General features: G+C 37.1%; 17 protein-coding genes and 1 other annotated feature. Of the genes, 3 read left to right on the top strand and 14 right to left on the bottom strand.

Annotated features, from left to right (window positions below; translation table 11 throughout):
* Window positions 1-345: 345 nt before the first annotated feature.
* The 3 genes from AB3I42_RS00245 to AB3I42_RS00235 all read right to left on the bottom strand — a co-directional run bounded on the left by AB3I42_RS00245 (window position 346) and on the right by AB3I42_RS00235 (window position 3,364).
* Complete coding sequence (locus AB3I42_RS00245) at window positions 346-1,485, bottom strand: AI-2E family transporter (RefSeq protein ID WP_368022183.1); 1,140 nt, start codon at window positions 1,483-1,485, stop codon at window positions 346-348.
* A 318-nt stretch (window positions 1,486-1,803) separates the two neighbouring features.
* Window positions 1,804-2,517, bottom strand: a complete 714-nt coding sequence (locus tag AB3I42_RS00240) for an MgtC/SapB family protein (RefSeq protein ID WP_010738457.1) — start codon at window positions 2,515-2,517, stop codon at window positions 1,804-1,806.
* Window positions 2,518-2,662: 145 nt separating this feature from the next.
* Entirely contained in the window at window positions 2,663-3,364 is a 702-nt protein-coding gene (locus AB3I42_RS00235) for a glucosamine-6-phosphate deaminase (RefSeq protein WP_010720087.1), read from the bottom strand.
* Between the two features lie 429 nt (window positions 3,365-3,793).
* Here AB3I42_RS00235 and AB3I42_RS00230 point away from each other — a divergent pair, with 429 nt between their 5' ends.
* Window positions 3,794-5,323, top strand: coding sequence for an ABC-F family ATP-binding cassette domain-containing protein (locus AB3I42_RS00230; RefSeq protein ID WP_081130431.1), 1,530 nt, complete (start codon window positions 3,794-3,796; stop codon window positions 5,321-5,323).
* A 341-nt stretch (window positions 5,324-5,664) separates the two neighbouring features.
* On the opposite strand, the gene AB3I42_RS00225 is transcribed toward AB3I42_RS00230, so the two are convergent.
* The 10 genes from AB3I42_RS00225 to rplK form a co-directional block, all read right to left on the bottom strand.
* Entirely contained in the window at window positions 5,665-5,967 is a 303-nt protein-coding gene (locus tag AB3I42_RS00225; protein ID WP_071859326.1) for a type II toxin-antitoxin system PemK/MazF family toxin, read from the bottom strand.
* 24 nt (window positions 5,968-5,991) lie between these two features.
* Window positions 5,992-6,225 carry a hypothetical protein gene (locus AB3I42_RS00220; protein WP_010738460.1) on the bottom strand — a complete coding sequence of 78 codons (234 nt, stop codon included), beginning with the start codon at window positions 6,223-6,225 and terminating at the stop codon, window positions 5,992-5,994.
* 385 nt (window positions 6,226-6,610) lie between these two features.
* Window positions 6,611-7,813 carry an MFS transporter gene (locus AB3I42_RS00215; RefSeq protein ID WP_181914648.1) on the bottom strand — a complete coding sequence of 401 codons (1,203 nt, stop codon included), beginning with the start codon at window positions 7,811-7,813 and terminating at the stop codon, window positions 6,611-6,613.
* Between the two features lie 176 nt (window positions 7,814-7,989).
* The gene (locus AB3I42_RS00210) at window positions 7,990-8,667 is read right to left on the bottom strand and encodes a TVP38/TMEM64 family protein (protein ID WP_010720092.1); all 678 of its coding nucleotides are present in this window, start codon (window positions 8,665-8,667) and stop codon (window positions 7,990-7,992) included.
* A 391-nt stretch (window positions 8,668-9,058) separates the two neighbouring features.
* Window positions 9,059-9,433 (bottom strand): hypothetical protein, encoded by a 375-nt coding sequence (locus AB3I42_RS00205; protein ID WP_010738462.1) that lies wholly within the window; start codon window positions 9,431-9,433, stop codon window positions 9,059-9,061.
* Window positions 9,434-9,821: 388 nt separating this feature from the next.
* Window positions 9,822-10,037, bottom strand: a complete 216-nt coding sequence (locus AB3I42_RS00200; RefSeq protein WP_010738464.1) for a hypothetical protein — start codon at window positions 10,035-10,037, stop codon at window positions 9,822-9,824.
* A gap of 145 nt (window positions 10,038-10,182) precedes the next feature.
* Window positions 10,183-10,551 carry a 50S ribosomal protein L7/L12 gene (rplL, locus tag AB3I42_RS00195; RefSeq protein ID WP_010720148.1) on the bottom strand — a complete coding sequence of 123 codons (369 nt, stop codon included), beginning with the start codon at window positions 10,549-10,551 and terminating at the stop codon, window positions 10,183-10,185.
* Between the two features lie 52 nt (window positions 10,552-10,603).
* On the bottom strand, window positions 10,604-11,107 hold the full coding sequence (gene rplJ, locus AB3I42_RS00190) for a 50S ribosomal protein L10 (protein WP_010720149.1): 504 nt from the start codon (window positions 11,105-11,107) through the stop codon (window positions 10,604-10,606).
* Between the two features lie 173 nt (window positions 11,108-11,280).
* Window positions 11,281-11,406: a sequence feature (ribosomal protein L10 leader region), on the bottom strand.
* A 79-nt stretch (window positions 11,407-11,485) separates the two neighbouring features.
* Entirely contained in the window at window positions 11,486-12,175 is a 690-nt protein-coding gene (gene rplA / locus AB3I42_RS00185; RefSeq protein WP_010720150.1) for a 50S ribosomal protein L1, read from the bottom strand.
* A 103-nt stretch (window positions 12,176-12,278) separates the two neighbouring features.
* Window positions 12,279-12,701 carry a 50S ribosomal protein L11 gene (gene rplK / locus AB3I42_RS00180; RefSeq protein WP_010720151.1) on the bottom strand — a complete coding sequence of 141 codons (423 nt, stop codon included), beginning with the start codon at window positions 12,699-12,701 and terminating at the stop codon, window positions 12,279-12,281.
* Between the two features lie 539 nt (window positions 12,702-13,240).
* On the opposite strand from rplK, the gene sdaAB reads away from it, so the two are divergent.
* Window positions 13,241-13,909, top strand: coding sequence for an L-serine ammonia-lyase, iron-sulfur-dependent subunit beta (gene sdaAB, locus AB3I42_RS00175; protein WP_010720152.1), 669 nt, complete (start codon window positions 13,241-13,243; stop codon window positions 13,907-13,909).
* Window positions 13,910-13,922: 13 nt separating this feature from the next.
* Window positions 13,923-14,789, top strand: coding sequence for an L-serine ammonia-lyase, iron-sulfur-dependent, subunit alpha (gene sdaAA / locus AB3I42_RS00170; RefSeq protein ID WP_010738508.1), 867 nt, complete (start codon window positions 13,923-13,925; stop codon window positions 14,787-14,789).
* 252 nt (window positions 14,790-15,041) lie between these two features.
* On the opposite strand, the gene AB3I42_RS00165 is transcribed toward sdaAA, so the two are convergent.
* Window positions 15,042-15,926 carry an alpha/beta fold hydrolase gene (locus tag AB3I42_RS00165; protein ID WP_010738509.1) on the bottom strand — a complete coding sequence of 295 codons (885 nt, stop codon included), beginning with the start codon at window positions 15,924-15,926 and terminating at the stop codon, window positions 15,042-15,044.

The raw sequence follows: 15,926 nt of genomic DNA, 5'->3' as shown, positions 1-15,926 counted from the left end.
AACTTCGTTATCCGTTACTTACTTTTTACGAAAGCGTAAGAAAGATTTTGTTTATTATAGTCTTTTTTAACTTATTATGGGAAAAAATTACTCATTTTCAAACAATCTCAGGATCCCATAAGAATTTTAACAAAAAAAGAGGAGGTTGAGACAAAAGTGTTTAGCATCAAGAAATAAGAAGGAATTTCCGAAGATGCTGCTTTTGTCTCACCGTTTATTCGTTTTAGAGATACTAAAAGAGCCTGAGACAAGTTTTGTCCCAGGCTCTCTCTAATAAATAATAAATGGTGTACAAAATTACTTAGTGACTACTGTTGTGCTACCTTCTACTTCTTTATAGTACCTTTAATTTTCACGTCCATTCGTTTTTATCTCTTGGATCGTTGGTTCCACACCAGAATCAAACTTTCGCAATAAGTAAATTTTTCTGATATTCAAGACTAATGTTTTAATGACAGCATACACCGGAATACAAATCAACATTCCTAGAATCCCTGCGACACTGCCAGCACCGATCAACACTAAGATAATCGTTAATGGATGCATATTCATGTTTTTTCCAAATAACAACGGTTTGATTACATTTCCATCTAATTGTTGGATAACAAGGATCGAAAGCGCCATGTATAATGCTTGGAATGGCGAAACAAATAGACCAACGATCACTGCCGGGACAGCGCCAATAAACGGTCCCACATATGGAATAATATTGGTGATACCACAAAATACAGCTAACAATAAACTATATGGTTGTTTAAAGATGGTCATAGCAATAAAACTCATGATACCAATGATAACCGCATCAACGATCGTACTACTGATATATGCCGATAACGTCTCATTTAGTTCTTTGACCGTTTGACGTACTTCACCTCGAATCCCTTGTGGAAAGAATTTTGCTAAAGCATCGATAAATTTGTGTCCGTCTTTAAACATGAATAATAGAATAAAAGGCACGGTAAACAGTAAAACAAAAAACTGCATCATAAATGAAAAAACTTTAGAGACACTGCTGGATAAGCTTAACAATACAATATTGAACAAATTACTCAACGAAAGATTAGCCGAAGCTAATTGTTCTTCAATATTGAAATTTTTGATTTCCTCACGCTGTGCCAATTCATTGAGCCATTTACTTGTCTCTTCCGCATACATCGGCAAACTTTTAGTCAACTGGATCGTCTGTTCTGCCAATTGAGGAATCACATTCATTATCGCTAAAACCGCTAGTACGACTAGAACAACTAGCGTTAATATGTATCCATAAACCCTTGGGATTTTTCGTTTTTCCAAAAAAACAACGACCGGATCAAACATATAATAGAAAAATCCAGCAACCAGCAATGGCAATAAAATCGCTGATAACATTTTTAACACTGGACTAAAGACATTTGGCATCTGTAAAATAAAATATACCCCAATGATCGTTAGTACCAACTCGACAGTCCAAAATAATAATTTTGAATTTTTAAACTTTGCTTGCATACATCTCCTCCAACACTTGATACTTTCATTTTATCATTTTATTAGAATTAAAGCGCTCTTTTCTGATAAACAGCTACAAAAATATTCTTTCTTTTTCTAATTACTAGTAGCTAATTTTCAAATTTAAAAAACTTCTAAGCTTAATGACTGAAATCATTATCTAAACAAATGCAAATAAATCAAAAAAAGACACCAAAAACGCTCATTGGCTAAAATAGGAAATACTCTCTTAGCGAATGAGCGTTTTTTCTTTTGTAACCGACTCTTCATAAAACCAATGTGTGAAAAGCCTTATATTACCAACTGAAAGGAATTGTTTCATTGTGCCACACTAACTAAATGAAGCTTCATGATATTTTTATGGACAGATAACTCTTCAATGACATCTGCATAAGTCATGTCCTTTGGTAAGTCAATTGTATAAATATTTTTATATACCCGATAATCATCCACAAAATCCACATCAAAATTCACGTCTTCAATGAAGATTCCCCGTTGCTCAAAATACTCTGTCAAAAAATCTTTGGTTTCTTTCCTATGGATATATTGGATTTCTAATTTTTTAGTCGTTGGTACATGGATGATTTGTTTCACCACTGTTAATGCAATGACGATGCCAATAAAACTAATGATCGCAATCCAATAAAATCCCATACCAATGGCGATTCCTAGTCCAGCAATTGCCCACAGGGAAGCAGCTGTGGTTAGCCCGGTGACTGATTGTTTCGTGACAATGATCGTGCCAGCTCCTAAAAACCCAACGCCACTAACGACTTGTGCAATCAAACGTGCTTCATCTGAGCGAATCGTACCAACTAGTTCTGGGTATTCTAACGCATCACGTAACGCTTTACTTGCAATTTCCACTTGGATCAACGCAATGATACAAGCACCCATACATACTAAAATATGCGTCCGCATCCCTGCTGGACGATTTTTATATTGCCGTTCAAATCCAATCGCCCCGCCAAAGATCAATGCAATCCCTAGTCGTAAGATGATTTCTGGGACCGATAAGATCATCTCATCCATATAAATCCCCTCCAAACCAATATAGCATGTTTCGCAACTTCAAACAAAGCAAATCACCCCATTGCTTTGTGCGACAGATTAAAAATCTTATTCGATCAAAAAAGGGAGCTGAAAACGAGCAGCCCCCCAAAATTTTTATTTATTCTTATAGTTTGCTTCCTGCTGCATCATCAATAATCACGATCACGTTGTCGTGTTCTTGTAAAGCACTTGCTGGCAAATCTGTGGTCATTGGTCCTTGAATCATTCCTTTGATTGCATCTGCTTTGTTTTCACCATAAGCAAGTAAGACAATCTCTTTTCCTTTTAAGATCGAACCAATCCCCATTGAGACAGCTTTTGTTGGAACATCTTCTGCCTTTTCAAAGAATCGTTTATTCGCATTGATCGTTGATTCTGTTAAGTCCACTACTGAAGTTGTGCCATCAAATGGTGCACCAGGTTCATTGAATCCGATATGTCCATTTTGACCAATTCCTAGAATTTGGATATCGATTGGATGTTGTTCAAGGATTTCATCGTATTCTTGACAAGCCGCTTCAAGATCAGCAGCTTTTCCATCTGGTACATATGATTCTTTAAATGGTTTTTTATCAAACAATTGGCTATTCATAAAATGACGGTAACTTTGATCATCTGAACCGCCTAGTCCAACGTACTCGTCTAAGTTTACAGAAGTCATGTCACTGAAATCCAGATCGCTTGAAGTCATTTCTTTGTATAAAGTAATTGGCGTACTACCTGTTGCAAGACCTAATACTTTTGCCCCATTTTCCATGCCTTTTTTAATAATTTCAAAAGCTTTTTTTCCGCCCTCTTCAGCATTTTTCACTCGAATGATTTCCATAACGACTACTCCTTTGTTTTTGGTATAGCCCAATTATAGCACGACTCGTCTTTTTTTACAATATTAGTATAGACCAAAACCGACGATTTTCGTTTTCTTGACAATCTTGTCCCTTGCATGTTAGGTTGCATAAGATAACCTATCGCATGTCCTTTAAACTGATACTTTTAGTATACGTTTTTTATAATTAAAACATTAAAGACCAAGAAATTTAGAAAACAATCGCTACTTCTCATTAACTGAGAAACGATTTTCTAAAAGACGAGCAACTTATTTAAAAATTTTAACTGACATGTTCTCCTAGATTCGTTCGATCATGTCGAATGATCCCATAGTATGTTGAACAACTTCAGATCAGCTTTTTTATTTGTTTTGCTTTCTTCTATTAGTCTTCTTAACATGCATAACATTATTAGAAAGGAACAGAACATGAGTCTTTTAACATTAACAAATATCACGCAACAATTTGGAGATAAAATCTTATATGAAAATGTACAACTCCAAGTCAATGCTGGAGAACATCTAGGATTGATCGGACAAAATGGAGCTGGCAAAAGTACGTTGATCAAGATCATCACAGGAGAAATTCTACCAGATGATGGACAAGTCCATTGGCAAAAAAATATCCATAGAGGCTATTTAGATCAATATGTAGCGGTGGATGAAACATTGACCATCGTAGAATTTTTAAAAACAGCCTACTCTGATGAATTTAAAAAAGAAGCATTGATTACCCAACTTTATCAAGAATACAGCGAAACAATGGAAGAGGAGTTACTCGAAAAAGCGGGAAAACTTCAAACAGAATTAGACCAAGGAGTATTCTATCAAATTGATACCTTAGTCGCTGAGATGAGTAGTGGTCTAGGCATTGATGTTTTAGGATTGTCCACTCCTCTAAAAAAACTGAGTGGTGGTCAACGTTCCAAAGTGATTTTGGCAAAATTACTCTTAGAAAATCCCGATGTTCTGATCTTAGATGAACCAACCAATCACTTAGATGACCAACATATCCAATGGCTTACTCAATTTTTACAATCATTCGAGGGCGCTTATATCGTGATTTCTCATGACCAGGAATTTTTAGATAAAATCACAACCCATATCGCTGACATAGAATTTGGTAAAATCACCAAATATACGGGTCATTTAAAACAAGCATTACGACAAAAAGAACAAAACCGTGAAAGTTATCTACGCCAATTTCATGCCCAACAAAAGCACATCGAAAAAACCGAAGCTTATATCCGAAAATATAAAGCTGGTTCTCGCTCTACCATGGCAAAAAGTCGCCAAAAACAATTAGATAAAATTGAGCGATTGACTCCGCCTGCCTCAACAGCTAAGCCAATCTTTGATTTTCCTTATTCTCCGATCGTAACGACATTGGCTGTTGAAACGACCGATTTAGTTATTGGGTATGACCGACCTGTGCTTTCGCCGATCAACCTAACCATCCGCTTTGGTGAAAAAGTGGCGATTCGTGGATTTAACGGTATTGGTAAATCCACACTTTTGAAAACCTTGATTGGCGAAATCGAACAACTAGCCGGCGAATATCACTTTCCCGACAACACAGCGATCAATTATTTTTCACAAGATCTCATTTGGGAAAAACCTTTAGAAACACCCTTACAATATCTAGGCGCACAGTTTCCTAAAGCAACCGTTAAAGAATTAAGAAGACAACTAGCCAAATCTGGTTTAGTCAATCAACTAGCTAGTGAACCACTTTCTACTCTTAGCGGTGGTGAACAAACCAAAGTAAAATTGGCACAACTCACGATGAACCAAGGAAACTTATTAATTCTTGATGAACCAACGAATCATATCGATCATGAAACAAAAGATAGCTTACAAACCGGTATCAAGCATTTTCCTGGGACGGTAATCATCGTCTCTCATGAACAAGAATTTTACCAGGATTTAGTCGATCGAGTCATTGAAATCGAGGGATAAAATTGACTAAATTCTCTAAAAATAGATTCTGTACAGCCTTTAACACCAGCCTGTCTCCTCTACACAAGAACCCTTGTGTGGATGGGGGCTATTGCTGTTTAGATCATCGTTTTTTACAATCTTCTCTCTTTTCTTAATTGTCTAGGTAAACATCGCCCCAATTTAGAATCATTAAAAAAACGGTAGACTCATTAAGTGTCTATTGTATCTTCATTCGCCAAAGTTCGAAGATGGTTACTTTTTTCTACATGGTCAATTATTAGCAAAACCAACGTCGTAAAAGCGGTTAGTAATCTAACTTTTTCTAAAATGGAAATTACTACTTTACCCGTTATCTCCTACTAAATAAACATCCTTATCACTTCCACCACTTCAATCCACGTCAACAAATCACATTGTTCAATTTTTTCAATATTTCTTGTGGTATAATCAACCGATCTTAATTGGTGTATAGCTACTTCACCCACTATTTTCTGCGGGTCTTTTATTTCAATATATGTTGCAAAGTTCCTCTTTGTAGAAGTGATAGGACAAACTAAGCAAAAACCTGTACGCTCATTAAACTCGTCTCTACTAACTACTAACGCAGGTCTACGCTTTCTTATCTCTTTACCTTTAGAAGGGTCAAAGTCGATCCAAATAATATCCTTTTGTTTTGGATATTTCCTCTAGTATTCCTCGCCTTCAAGTTTCATGCTATCCCATTCGGATTCTTCGGCTGTAATCGATTCTCTAAAACCTTCCCAAGCCTTTTCGTTTTTAAAAATATCTTCTTTCTTAGGTTTCAATATATACGCTTCTCCTACTTTCAAAATAGTAAATATTTCTCCCACTTTTGGAGATATATCCTTCGGGAAAATTGTTCCCACAGAATTACCTATTTTTCTTGCTACTGTTTCCATATCTTTCATCTCCAATCCTTTTGCTAAATTAAGTTAAACTCAGTTTAACGAAATTATCAAAACATATCTTTTAAGTGAATAGATTTTTATGGAAACAACTCATTTTCATATGAAAATGTTATACAAATTAAATATAAATATTTCTAAGTAGTCTACTGAATATTTTTTTGGATCTTTCATAATATAACTGGTACTAAACAAAGTGATTTTATACTATTGAACGTATCCATATTATTTTTTCGTTGGAAGTTGCACGAAATTTTCTAATAACTGCGGTTGATCACGAAATCAGTTATAGAAACTCCCAAATAAAATAGGATAGAAGTATATTAAAAAAGTAAGCGAAAGAATCGAAAAACGACTTTCGAATCCTTCAGCTTACTTTTCAAGTTGGACACTTCTGTCGCAACCGCTTTTGAAAAATGATGTATTGACAAATATAGGCACATAATTGAAAGGCTAAACCAGTAAGTGTCACACCGAGCCAACCAAATTGTTGCCACATCGTTGTGCCTAGTAATGAACCAGTAGCACCACCAATAAAATACATAAACATAAATACTGTATTATTCCGATTACTTGCTGCTTCGCCTAGTCCTTGTACTCGTGTCTGATTTGCCACTTGACCAAATTGATTCCCGACATCTAACAGAATAATTGCCACTAACAAAACGACTAAATGACTCCCTGCAACTAATAAAGCAACAAAACTGAGCGTTTGCATCGCAAGTCCCATTCCGACAATCTTTCTCTCGGAATAAGAATCAGACAACCGACCAACAATCGGTGCAGCTACTGCTCCTGATAGTCCAAAAATCGCCAAAATTCCTGCTTCAAATGTTCCCCAATGGTACACCGGACTACTGATATAAAAAATCAATGTTGACCAAAAAATCGAAAAAGTTCCAAACATAAAAAAGCCACTAATAGACGCTTCTCTCAATAAGCGTTGTGTTTTCACTAAATAAGGTAAACTTTTTAAGGAATCAAGATACGATACAGATGAAGTTGTTTTTATTTGCGTTCTTGGCATTTTCCAATACAATAATCCGGTCAAGATAGCCACTAACACTAAAGCAAAAAGATAAATCATCCGCCAAGAAAAGAGGCTTGCTACAATGCCCGAAACCGTCCGTGAAAGTAAGATCCCCACTAATAAACCGCTTAACAAGGTCCCCATCACTTTCCCTCTAGCCTTGGGTCCTGCCAATACTGCTCCATAGGGAATAATGATTTGAGGCACGATCGATAATAAGCCGATCAAAAAAGAAGCACACGCAAATAATGTAAATGACGGTGCAAAAAAGGCCGCTAATAATGAAATCGCAGAGAGTGCAGCCATTCGGATAATCAGCTTCGGACGATCGACTACATCCCCTAATGGCACCAAAAACAACAAACCTAACGCATAACCAAGTTGAGTCAACATCGTCAAAATACCAATCGCACTTGTGCTAACCGATAAACTGGTTGCCACTTTCGTACCGATCGGTTGGATATAATACATATTCGCTACTACCACACCACAAGTAATTGATAAGAGCAAAATCAGTGAAGATGTTAACGTCGTTTTTTCATTTTTATCCATTTATCTCCCTCATTTCCTTTATTAGTTTACAACTTCTTAGAAAAATTGGGAATAGGAAAGTTCAGTGTTTTACTACTTTATGAAACATAAGTTATCGTGAAATTAAAATAAAAATGAATCTTAAAAGTATAGAACGAAATCAAAGGGATATTTCTTTTAATCATTGATAATATCAATTATTTTACATGTCGTTTTCTACGATCCTTGTAAATAATTACCACTAGAAGTGTCAAAATAAGGACACTAGCTACTAACAACAAAGCCGTCTTACTATAGCCATGAAATAACGCTTCGCCTCCACAAGCATAAAGAATCGAGGAAGGAATCACGCCAATCACGATTGATAAAATGATGTCACGAATTTGTAGATTTAACGTCATCGCTGCAAAGTTGATAACGGAAGAAGGGATCACAGGAACCATGTACCCCACCATTACGCCAATTTTGGGATGTTTCATATTGCGGATCGCTGTTACCCAGCGATTGGATTTTTTTGAATGATCAAACAGCTTTAAATGTTGCATTAAAAAAATCGATAACATATTCCCAAAAGCATTACCAGAGACATTGATTAAAGTTCCTAGCAACGGACCATAGCTTAAACCTACCAATACACCGATGACAGAAGTAGGGATACCTGGAACAGCACACATCACGCTGATCAGTAATATCAAAAAGAGCGCTGTCCGAAAGCCATGTGATCGAATCTGATCCAGTAATGCTTGTCGACTGGTCTTGGGATCCAAAAACATTTGGATATCCGTCTGATACTCCAAATATAAACGATAACCAATAAATAGAATCAAAAGGAGTCCAATAATGATTAAGAAAACACGTAGTTTTTTTGTTTTCATTTTTCCACCTGCCTAAAATAATCCATCTTCTATTAGAGTATCACAAAAATAACTATGAGTCTTTTTTATTCATTTTACGCTTTTTATCACATTGGTAATTATTCAGAAGTATGAGAAAAAGAGTCTGAGGAATCACTTTAAAAACGGGTAAACGGTATTCAAAGAGCTGACCTTAGGCGATAAGTCAAAAAATCTCAAAACATGGGCAGCTGTTTCAAAAAATTCTTTCTTATTGTCATTGGAGCTACCCGATACTCTCACAACCTCATTTCCACGGTATTCCAAATTCTATCAGAAAATAAGCCGTAGAACACCAAAAATAGGGGATGCTATTTTTGGATTCTCCGGCTTATTTCTCAGAGCTAGACACTTCTGTCACAGCCTCTTCTGTTCATTTATTTTCCTTTTTTATGTGTTCAAAAAAGTCTTTTTTTATCGTTAATCTGGCAAAAAAAATAACCAAAAGGATTCCTAAGATAATTAGATAGGGTATAAATGTAAGTGTTATTTCTTCTAATCCAAAATGATCGAATATTTTTTTTAATAAATAATCACTCAAAAAAACGAGAAAAAGCACACGAAACGTTCCCCAACCTTTATCATTTGGCAGCATCTCAACCATACCGACAACAACAATAGGTACTCTAAAATAAATTTCATTGAGAGTAAATGAGTGATGCCCTTTCAAAATGAATTCTACACTTCCTATTAAAATAAACAATACAAGAAATACACCTATTATATATCTGGAATCGAACTTTTTCATCATTACACCTTACTTACATTGTTTTATATTCTGTTCCAATAAAAACAGTCTGCGAATCATTCCACATTTCCCGAACGTATAATCCAAACCAACCGTTCCCATTTGTATGTAATGCTGCTCTCCAGTTCTTAATCTATCATGATATCTGGCGGGCTATGAGTTGGCAATATGCTTAAAAATAAACGATAATGGTCTTTCTCGGCTTCAATTACAATGATAACATACGCAAAAAGAACGAAATAATAGCTATTTAAGACTTCGAGTCCGTTAAAACAACCTCTCATCCCTACCTCACTATCATCCCACTCCTAAAACGAGCTTTTTCTTTCAGAAAATCTTTAATGTTGGAATAAAAAATAACACCTAATCATTAGCTGATTAAGTACTATTACCAAATATCTAAGTACAAAATATCTAATGCGTGTCTACCGTCTTCTGAAAGATTATAGTTCTCATCAAAGGATTGAAGGATATGAAAATCTTCAATTTTATCGTAAATCTGCACAACTTCATCATCCGTATAATTACGATCTTGAATAATGACGTTCAATTTAGTTTTCAAAAACTGGATAACTGCAGGGCTTAGCATTTTATAAAGTTCCATCTTTTACTCCTTATTTCTTTTTTAGAGACATTGGATAGACTGTCATCCTTCAAATATTATCAATCACATAAATTATAGAGCCATAATAAAAAAGCATTGAAACCCTATCGTATCAAGGGTCTCAATGCCAACTAATTTCGAAAAATTATTTAACAGTTACAGATGCGCCAACTTCTTCAAGTTTAGCTTTTAATTCTTCAGCTTCTTCTTTAGATACCCCTTCTTTAACTGGTGCAGGAGCTCCGTCAACTACAGCTTTAGCTTCTTTCAAGCCTAAGCCAGTTGCTTCACGAACTGCTTTGATAACTTTAACTTTTTGGTCTCCAGCTGCAGTTAATTCTACAGTGAATTCTGTTTGTTCTTCAGCAGCAGCAGCGCCACCAGCAGCAACTGCAGCTACAGGAGCAGCAGCAGATACGCCAAATTCTTCTTCAATAGCTTTAACTAAGTCGTTAAGTTCTAGGATAGTTGCTTCTTTTAACTCAGCAACAATGTTTTCAATGTTCATTGCCATTATAATTTCCTCCGTTTTAGATGTTCGTATTTTTATTTATGCTATGCGGCTATTAAGCTGCATCTCCATCTTCTTTGTCTGCCACTGCTTTGACAGCGTAAGCCACGTTGCGGACTGGCGCTTGTAGTACAGATAGCAACATAGATAGAAGTCCTTCGCGGTTTGGCAATTTTGCCAATGCTGTGATTTCTTCCAATGAAGATACTTTACCTTCGATGATACCGCCTTTGATTTCTAATGCTTTTGCTTCTTTAGCAAATTCGTCCATGATTTTCGCTGGTGCTACAACGTCTTCGTTACTAAATGCAACGGCTGTAGGTCCAGTGAATACTTCGTCTAAGCCTTCTAATCCAGCTTTTTTAGCGGCACGTGAAAGGATTGAGTTTTTGATAACTTTCATTTCTACGTTTGCATCACGAAGTTGTTTACGTAAACGAGTCACTTCATCAACAGTTAAACCACGGTAGTCAACTACGACTACAGAAGCTGCTGCTGTAAATTTTTCGCTCACTTCATCAACGATTGCTGCTTTTTTTGCGATAATTGCTTCACTCATTTTTGAGTTTCACCTCCTGAATTTTGATGGAAGAGTTTTTACACTTGATCATTGACCAAGTATTGTTCATCATCTACTCACTTCGTTCTTAGTGATTCACTTCGCTTGAGAGGGAACTTCGCTCACTCTGTTCGCCAAGTATTGTTCATCATCTATTCACTTTGTTCTTAGTGATTCACAATAAAAAAACTCTATGCCACCGTAGACATAGAGGGACTATTGAAAGTATTCAATAAACGTCCTCGGTAGGAAATTAAGGCTACGCCACCTACTGTCTTCGGTACAAGTTAATTATTAACCTCAACTAGCTTAGCATGCTAAACTAGTTGAGTCAAGAATTATTTTTCAGTTGGATCAATCAACGTTCTAATTCAAGAATTAGAAAGAAGCTTGGTCTACATGGATACCAGGTCCAAATGTTGTTGTAACTGTGATATTTTTCATGTATTGACCTTTAGCTGCTGATGGTTTAGCTTTCACTAATACATCATGGATTGTTGCAAAGTTTTCAACTAATTTTTCATTGTCGAATGATACTTTACCGATTGGTACATGGATATTTCCAGCTTTGTCTACGCGGTAAGTAACTTTACCAGCTTTTACTTCGTTAACAGCTTTTGTTACGTCCATTGTTACAGTACCTGTTTTAGGGTTTGGCATTAAGCCTTTAGGTCCTAAAACACGTCCTAGACGACCAACAGTTGCCATCATATCAGGTGTAGCAACAACTACGTCAAAGTCAAACCATCCGTTTTGGATTTTTTGAACCATGTCGTCGTCACCAACGAAATCTGCACCAGCTGCTTCAGCTTCTTTTGCTTTGTCTCCTTTAGCAAAAACTAAAACAGTTTGTGTTTTACCAGTTCCGTTTGGTAATACTACAGCACCACGAATTTGTTGGTCTGCTTTTTTAGGGTCTACGTTCAAACGGTATGCAACTTCAACAGTCGCGTCAAATTTTGCAATGTTTGTTTCTTTTGCTAAAGCTACAGCCTCGGCAACAGGATAAACTTTACTTGAATCAACTTTTTTTAATGCGTCTTGCATTTTTTTGCTCTTTTTAGCCATTTTGGTTCCTCCTTGATTGTGGTTATAACGGTTGTACCTCCCACGTGTTCTATATCTTTCAATACAGAGCCAACTGAGAAGCTACTTTCTTAGGGTGTAGCGATTATTCTACAGTGATCCCCATGCTTCGTGCAGTTCCTTCAACCATGCGCATAGCTGCTTCGATGTCAGCTGCGTTTAGGTCTTCCATTTTTAATTCAGCGATTTCTTTTACTTGATCGCTAGAAACTTTAGCAACTTTAGTTTTGTTTGGTTCGCCTGAACCTTTATCGATTTTTGCAGCTTTTTTCAATAATACTGCAGCTGGTGGTGTTTTTGTAACGAATGTGAATGAACGGTCTTCGTATACAGAAATAACAACCGGAATGATTAAACCTGCTTGATCAGCTGTACGAGCGTTGAATTCTTTAGTGAATCCCATGATATTGATACCCGCTTGACCTAGTGCAGGACCTACTGGTGGAGCTGGAGTTGCTTTACCTGCAGGAATTTGCAATTTAACGATTTTTTCTACTTTCTTTGCCACGAGACATACCTCCTTAAGTCCGTGATGTGGTTAATTGGAGATGCATATTTCTCCTCCCACGTTTTCACTCATAATCCTTCGATTATCAGTCAAAATAATGCATATGACAATGCACACTGATACAGTATAGCAAATATATTCTATTTTTCAAGATTTTTTTCTGATAAATGTTTAATTTATTGCTTGAACCTCTAAAAAAAAACTAAAAATCAACAGGAAGTCCACCTCATCTTCCTTCTTTTGTGATACACTTACGCTGAAAAGAAAACAAGCGAAAATACATAAGGTATCACTACCGCTCACTCATTAGTAATTTAGAAATTTCTGCTTTCTTCTATTTAAAAATATAAAAATATTATTCGATATATTTTCATAGCTATCATTGATGCATTTCCTAGATTAATGCACGCTTGTGAAATATTTATTTAATTTAACTAATGTAGTTTATGGTTCAAAAATGATGAGGAAACGAGTAAGTGAGCTATACACCGTTCACTTACTTTTGCTGGGGTGTTTATCTATTTTAAAGAGGTGGAAAAATGAAAGAATTAAGATATCGTAGTGTTTTTGACATTATTGGTCCAGTCATGATCGGTCCAAGCAGCTCTCACACTGCTGGAGCTGCTCGAATCGGCAAAATCGTCCGTAGTATTTTTGGGGAACAACCAGATTCTGTGGATATCTATCTTTATGAATCATTTGCAAAAACCTATCGGGGACACGGAACAGACATCGCCTTAGTTGGTGGTTTGTTAGGCATGGAACCAGATGATGAGCGTCTGGCAGATTCACTGCAGTTAGCTTATGAAGCAGGAATGGAAGTTCTCTTTGTGCCTAAGGGTGAAAAAGCAGAGCATCCTAACTCCGTTAAACTATTGTTGAAAAAAGGAAAACGGAAACTTTCAGTCACTGGTATCTCGATTGGTGGCGGAAATATCCAAATCTCGGAATTAAACGGCTTCAAAATCTCATTAAGCATGGGAACACCGACCTTTATCATCGTTCATCAAGATGTACCTGGGATGATTGCTAAAGTAACGAATATCCTTTCAGAAACAAATACAAATATCGGTACAATGACTGTTACACGAGAATCAAAGGGTGAAAATGCCATTATGATTATCGAAGTAGATGATCCACAAGTAGATGACACTATAAGTAAACTAACGCAATTACCGAAGATCGACAGCGTTAATTATTTTGATTAAAGGAGGAAGAAAGATGTTTTTCTCTATTGAAGAGTTAGTTCGCCAAGCAGAAAATTATCCTAGTGTCGCAGAATTAATGATTGCTGTTGAAATGGATATGAGTGGTCGTCCACGAGAACAAATCATTGCAATCATGGAAAAAAACCTCAGTGTCATGGAACAATCCATCGCTGAAGGAAACGAAGGTGTAACGTCTGTGACTGGAATCACTGGCGGCGATGCCCAAAAACTAGCTCGTTACTTAAAAGAAGCCGACTTTTTAAGTGGTGAAACCATTTTGTCAGCAGTCCGCAACGCTATCGCTGTCAACGAAGTAAATGCAAAAATGGGGTTGATTTGTGCCACCCCTACAGCAGGAAGCGCTGGTGTTGTACCTGGTGTCCTCATGGCTGTCCGTGACCGATTGTCTTTGACCCACGAACAACAGATTGAGTTTCTTTTTACCGCTGGTGCCTTTGGATTAGTCATTGCCAATAACGCCTCCATCAGTGGTGCAGAAGGCGGATGCCAGGCAGAAGTTGGTTCAGCAAGTGCAATGGCCGCTGCCGCCCTTGTCTGTGCAAAAAATGGTACGCCCCATCAAGCCGCCCAAGCTATCGCAATTACGCTGAAAAACATGATGGGTCTGATTTGTGATCCTGTCGCAGGCCTCGTTGAAGTCCCTTGTGTTAAAAGAAACGCCCTTGGCTCTTCTCAGGCGTTCATTTCGGCAGATATGGCATTAGCAGGAATCGAAAGTGTCATCCCACCAGATGAAGTTGTCGCAGCGATGTATCAAGTAGGTCGTCAGATGCCAGCCATCTTTAAAGAAACGGCTGAAGGTGGCTTGGCGGTTACACCAACAGCAAAGCGTTTGACTGAAGATATATTGAATCGATAACCATTACTTGGGTTTATGATCCTTTACTCCCCATGAATACAACTATATTTTAGAGGTTGAGACAAAAGTGTTTATTCGCTTTTAGAGATATGTAGAAGAGACTGAGACAATTTTTGTCCCAGTCTCTATTTTCATCTTAGCTGCACCTTTACGTCGTATCTCACACTGATTGATGCTCTGAATCGTTCATCTTCGATTTTCGTCCTTCTTTTTCTTAATCTCTTCTCAGAATGAAACACTTTTTAATGCCCTCTACTTCATGTTCCAAAGAAACTGGCGCGTGAGGGCATCAACTTCTTTATTCTCATGAAGCATACTATGCGTTACGTTCTCCCCTGTGATCACTTTTTCTTCCACTTGATTTCCATGTTGCTTCAATAACGCATACACTGCTAAAGCGCTGCTTAATGGCACCGTCCCATCACTTAAATCCGTCTCACTCACTTGTCCTGCAATCAGCAGGATTTGTGTAGTGGTTGGCACATTGCCAATAAGTCGTTGGTAGTCTTGATAACGACTAGAAGCTATCGCTGGACCATTAGCTAATTCATCGCTGATACTTTGCCCATTATTTTCTTCAAAGTCATTGAATGGTGCGGCAATTGCCACGAATTTATCCACTTTAGGCAACGTTTGATCTTGTCCATAAGTAGCTAAATACCGAAGACCACTGACGCCCCCCATCGAATGTCCTACCAGATTCACTTGATTGATTCCATACGTCTGTTGCAAATAACTTAAGCAGTCTTTGATCCATTCTGTTTGGTTCCATTCATTATTTTTATTATCTACAAATAGAACTTGGATCATTGGATTATCTGCTTCTTTTGAAAGTTCTCCTTCTGCCTGTACATTGCCATTGACATCAACCGTCAATGTTAATTCTTTTTTCCCACTCTCTGATGATTCCAGGCGCTGGATCATTCCTTTGAATGAATTAACTGTCCCACTATATCCATGGAAAAACAAAGTAGGGGTAGTCGATTGCGTTTCCTTTTCTTTCGTTGCTTGCGTTGTTTCAACTGTCTTAGCAGCTTCAGACGACTGACTTGTTTCTTTTGTCTGACAGCCACTTATAAAAAGAACACTGATCATCAATAAAAAGCCGACGATTCCAGACTTTCTCCAATTTTTCAT

The organism is Enterococcus sp. C53 (genome assembly GCF_040887425.1).
GTDB lineage: Bacteria > Bacillota > Bacilli > Lactobacillales > Enterococcaceae > Enterococcus_B > Enterococcus_B hirae.
Note: the sequence above shows the minus strand (reverse complement) of the source record. Positions and strands in the feature narration are given on the sequence as shown.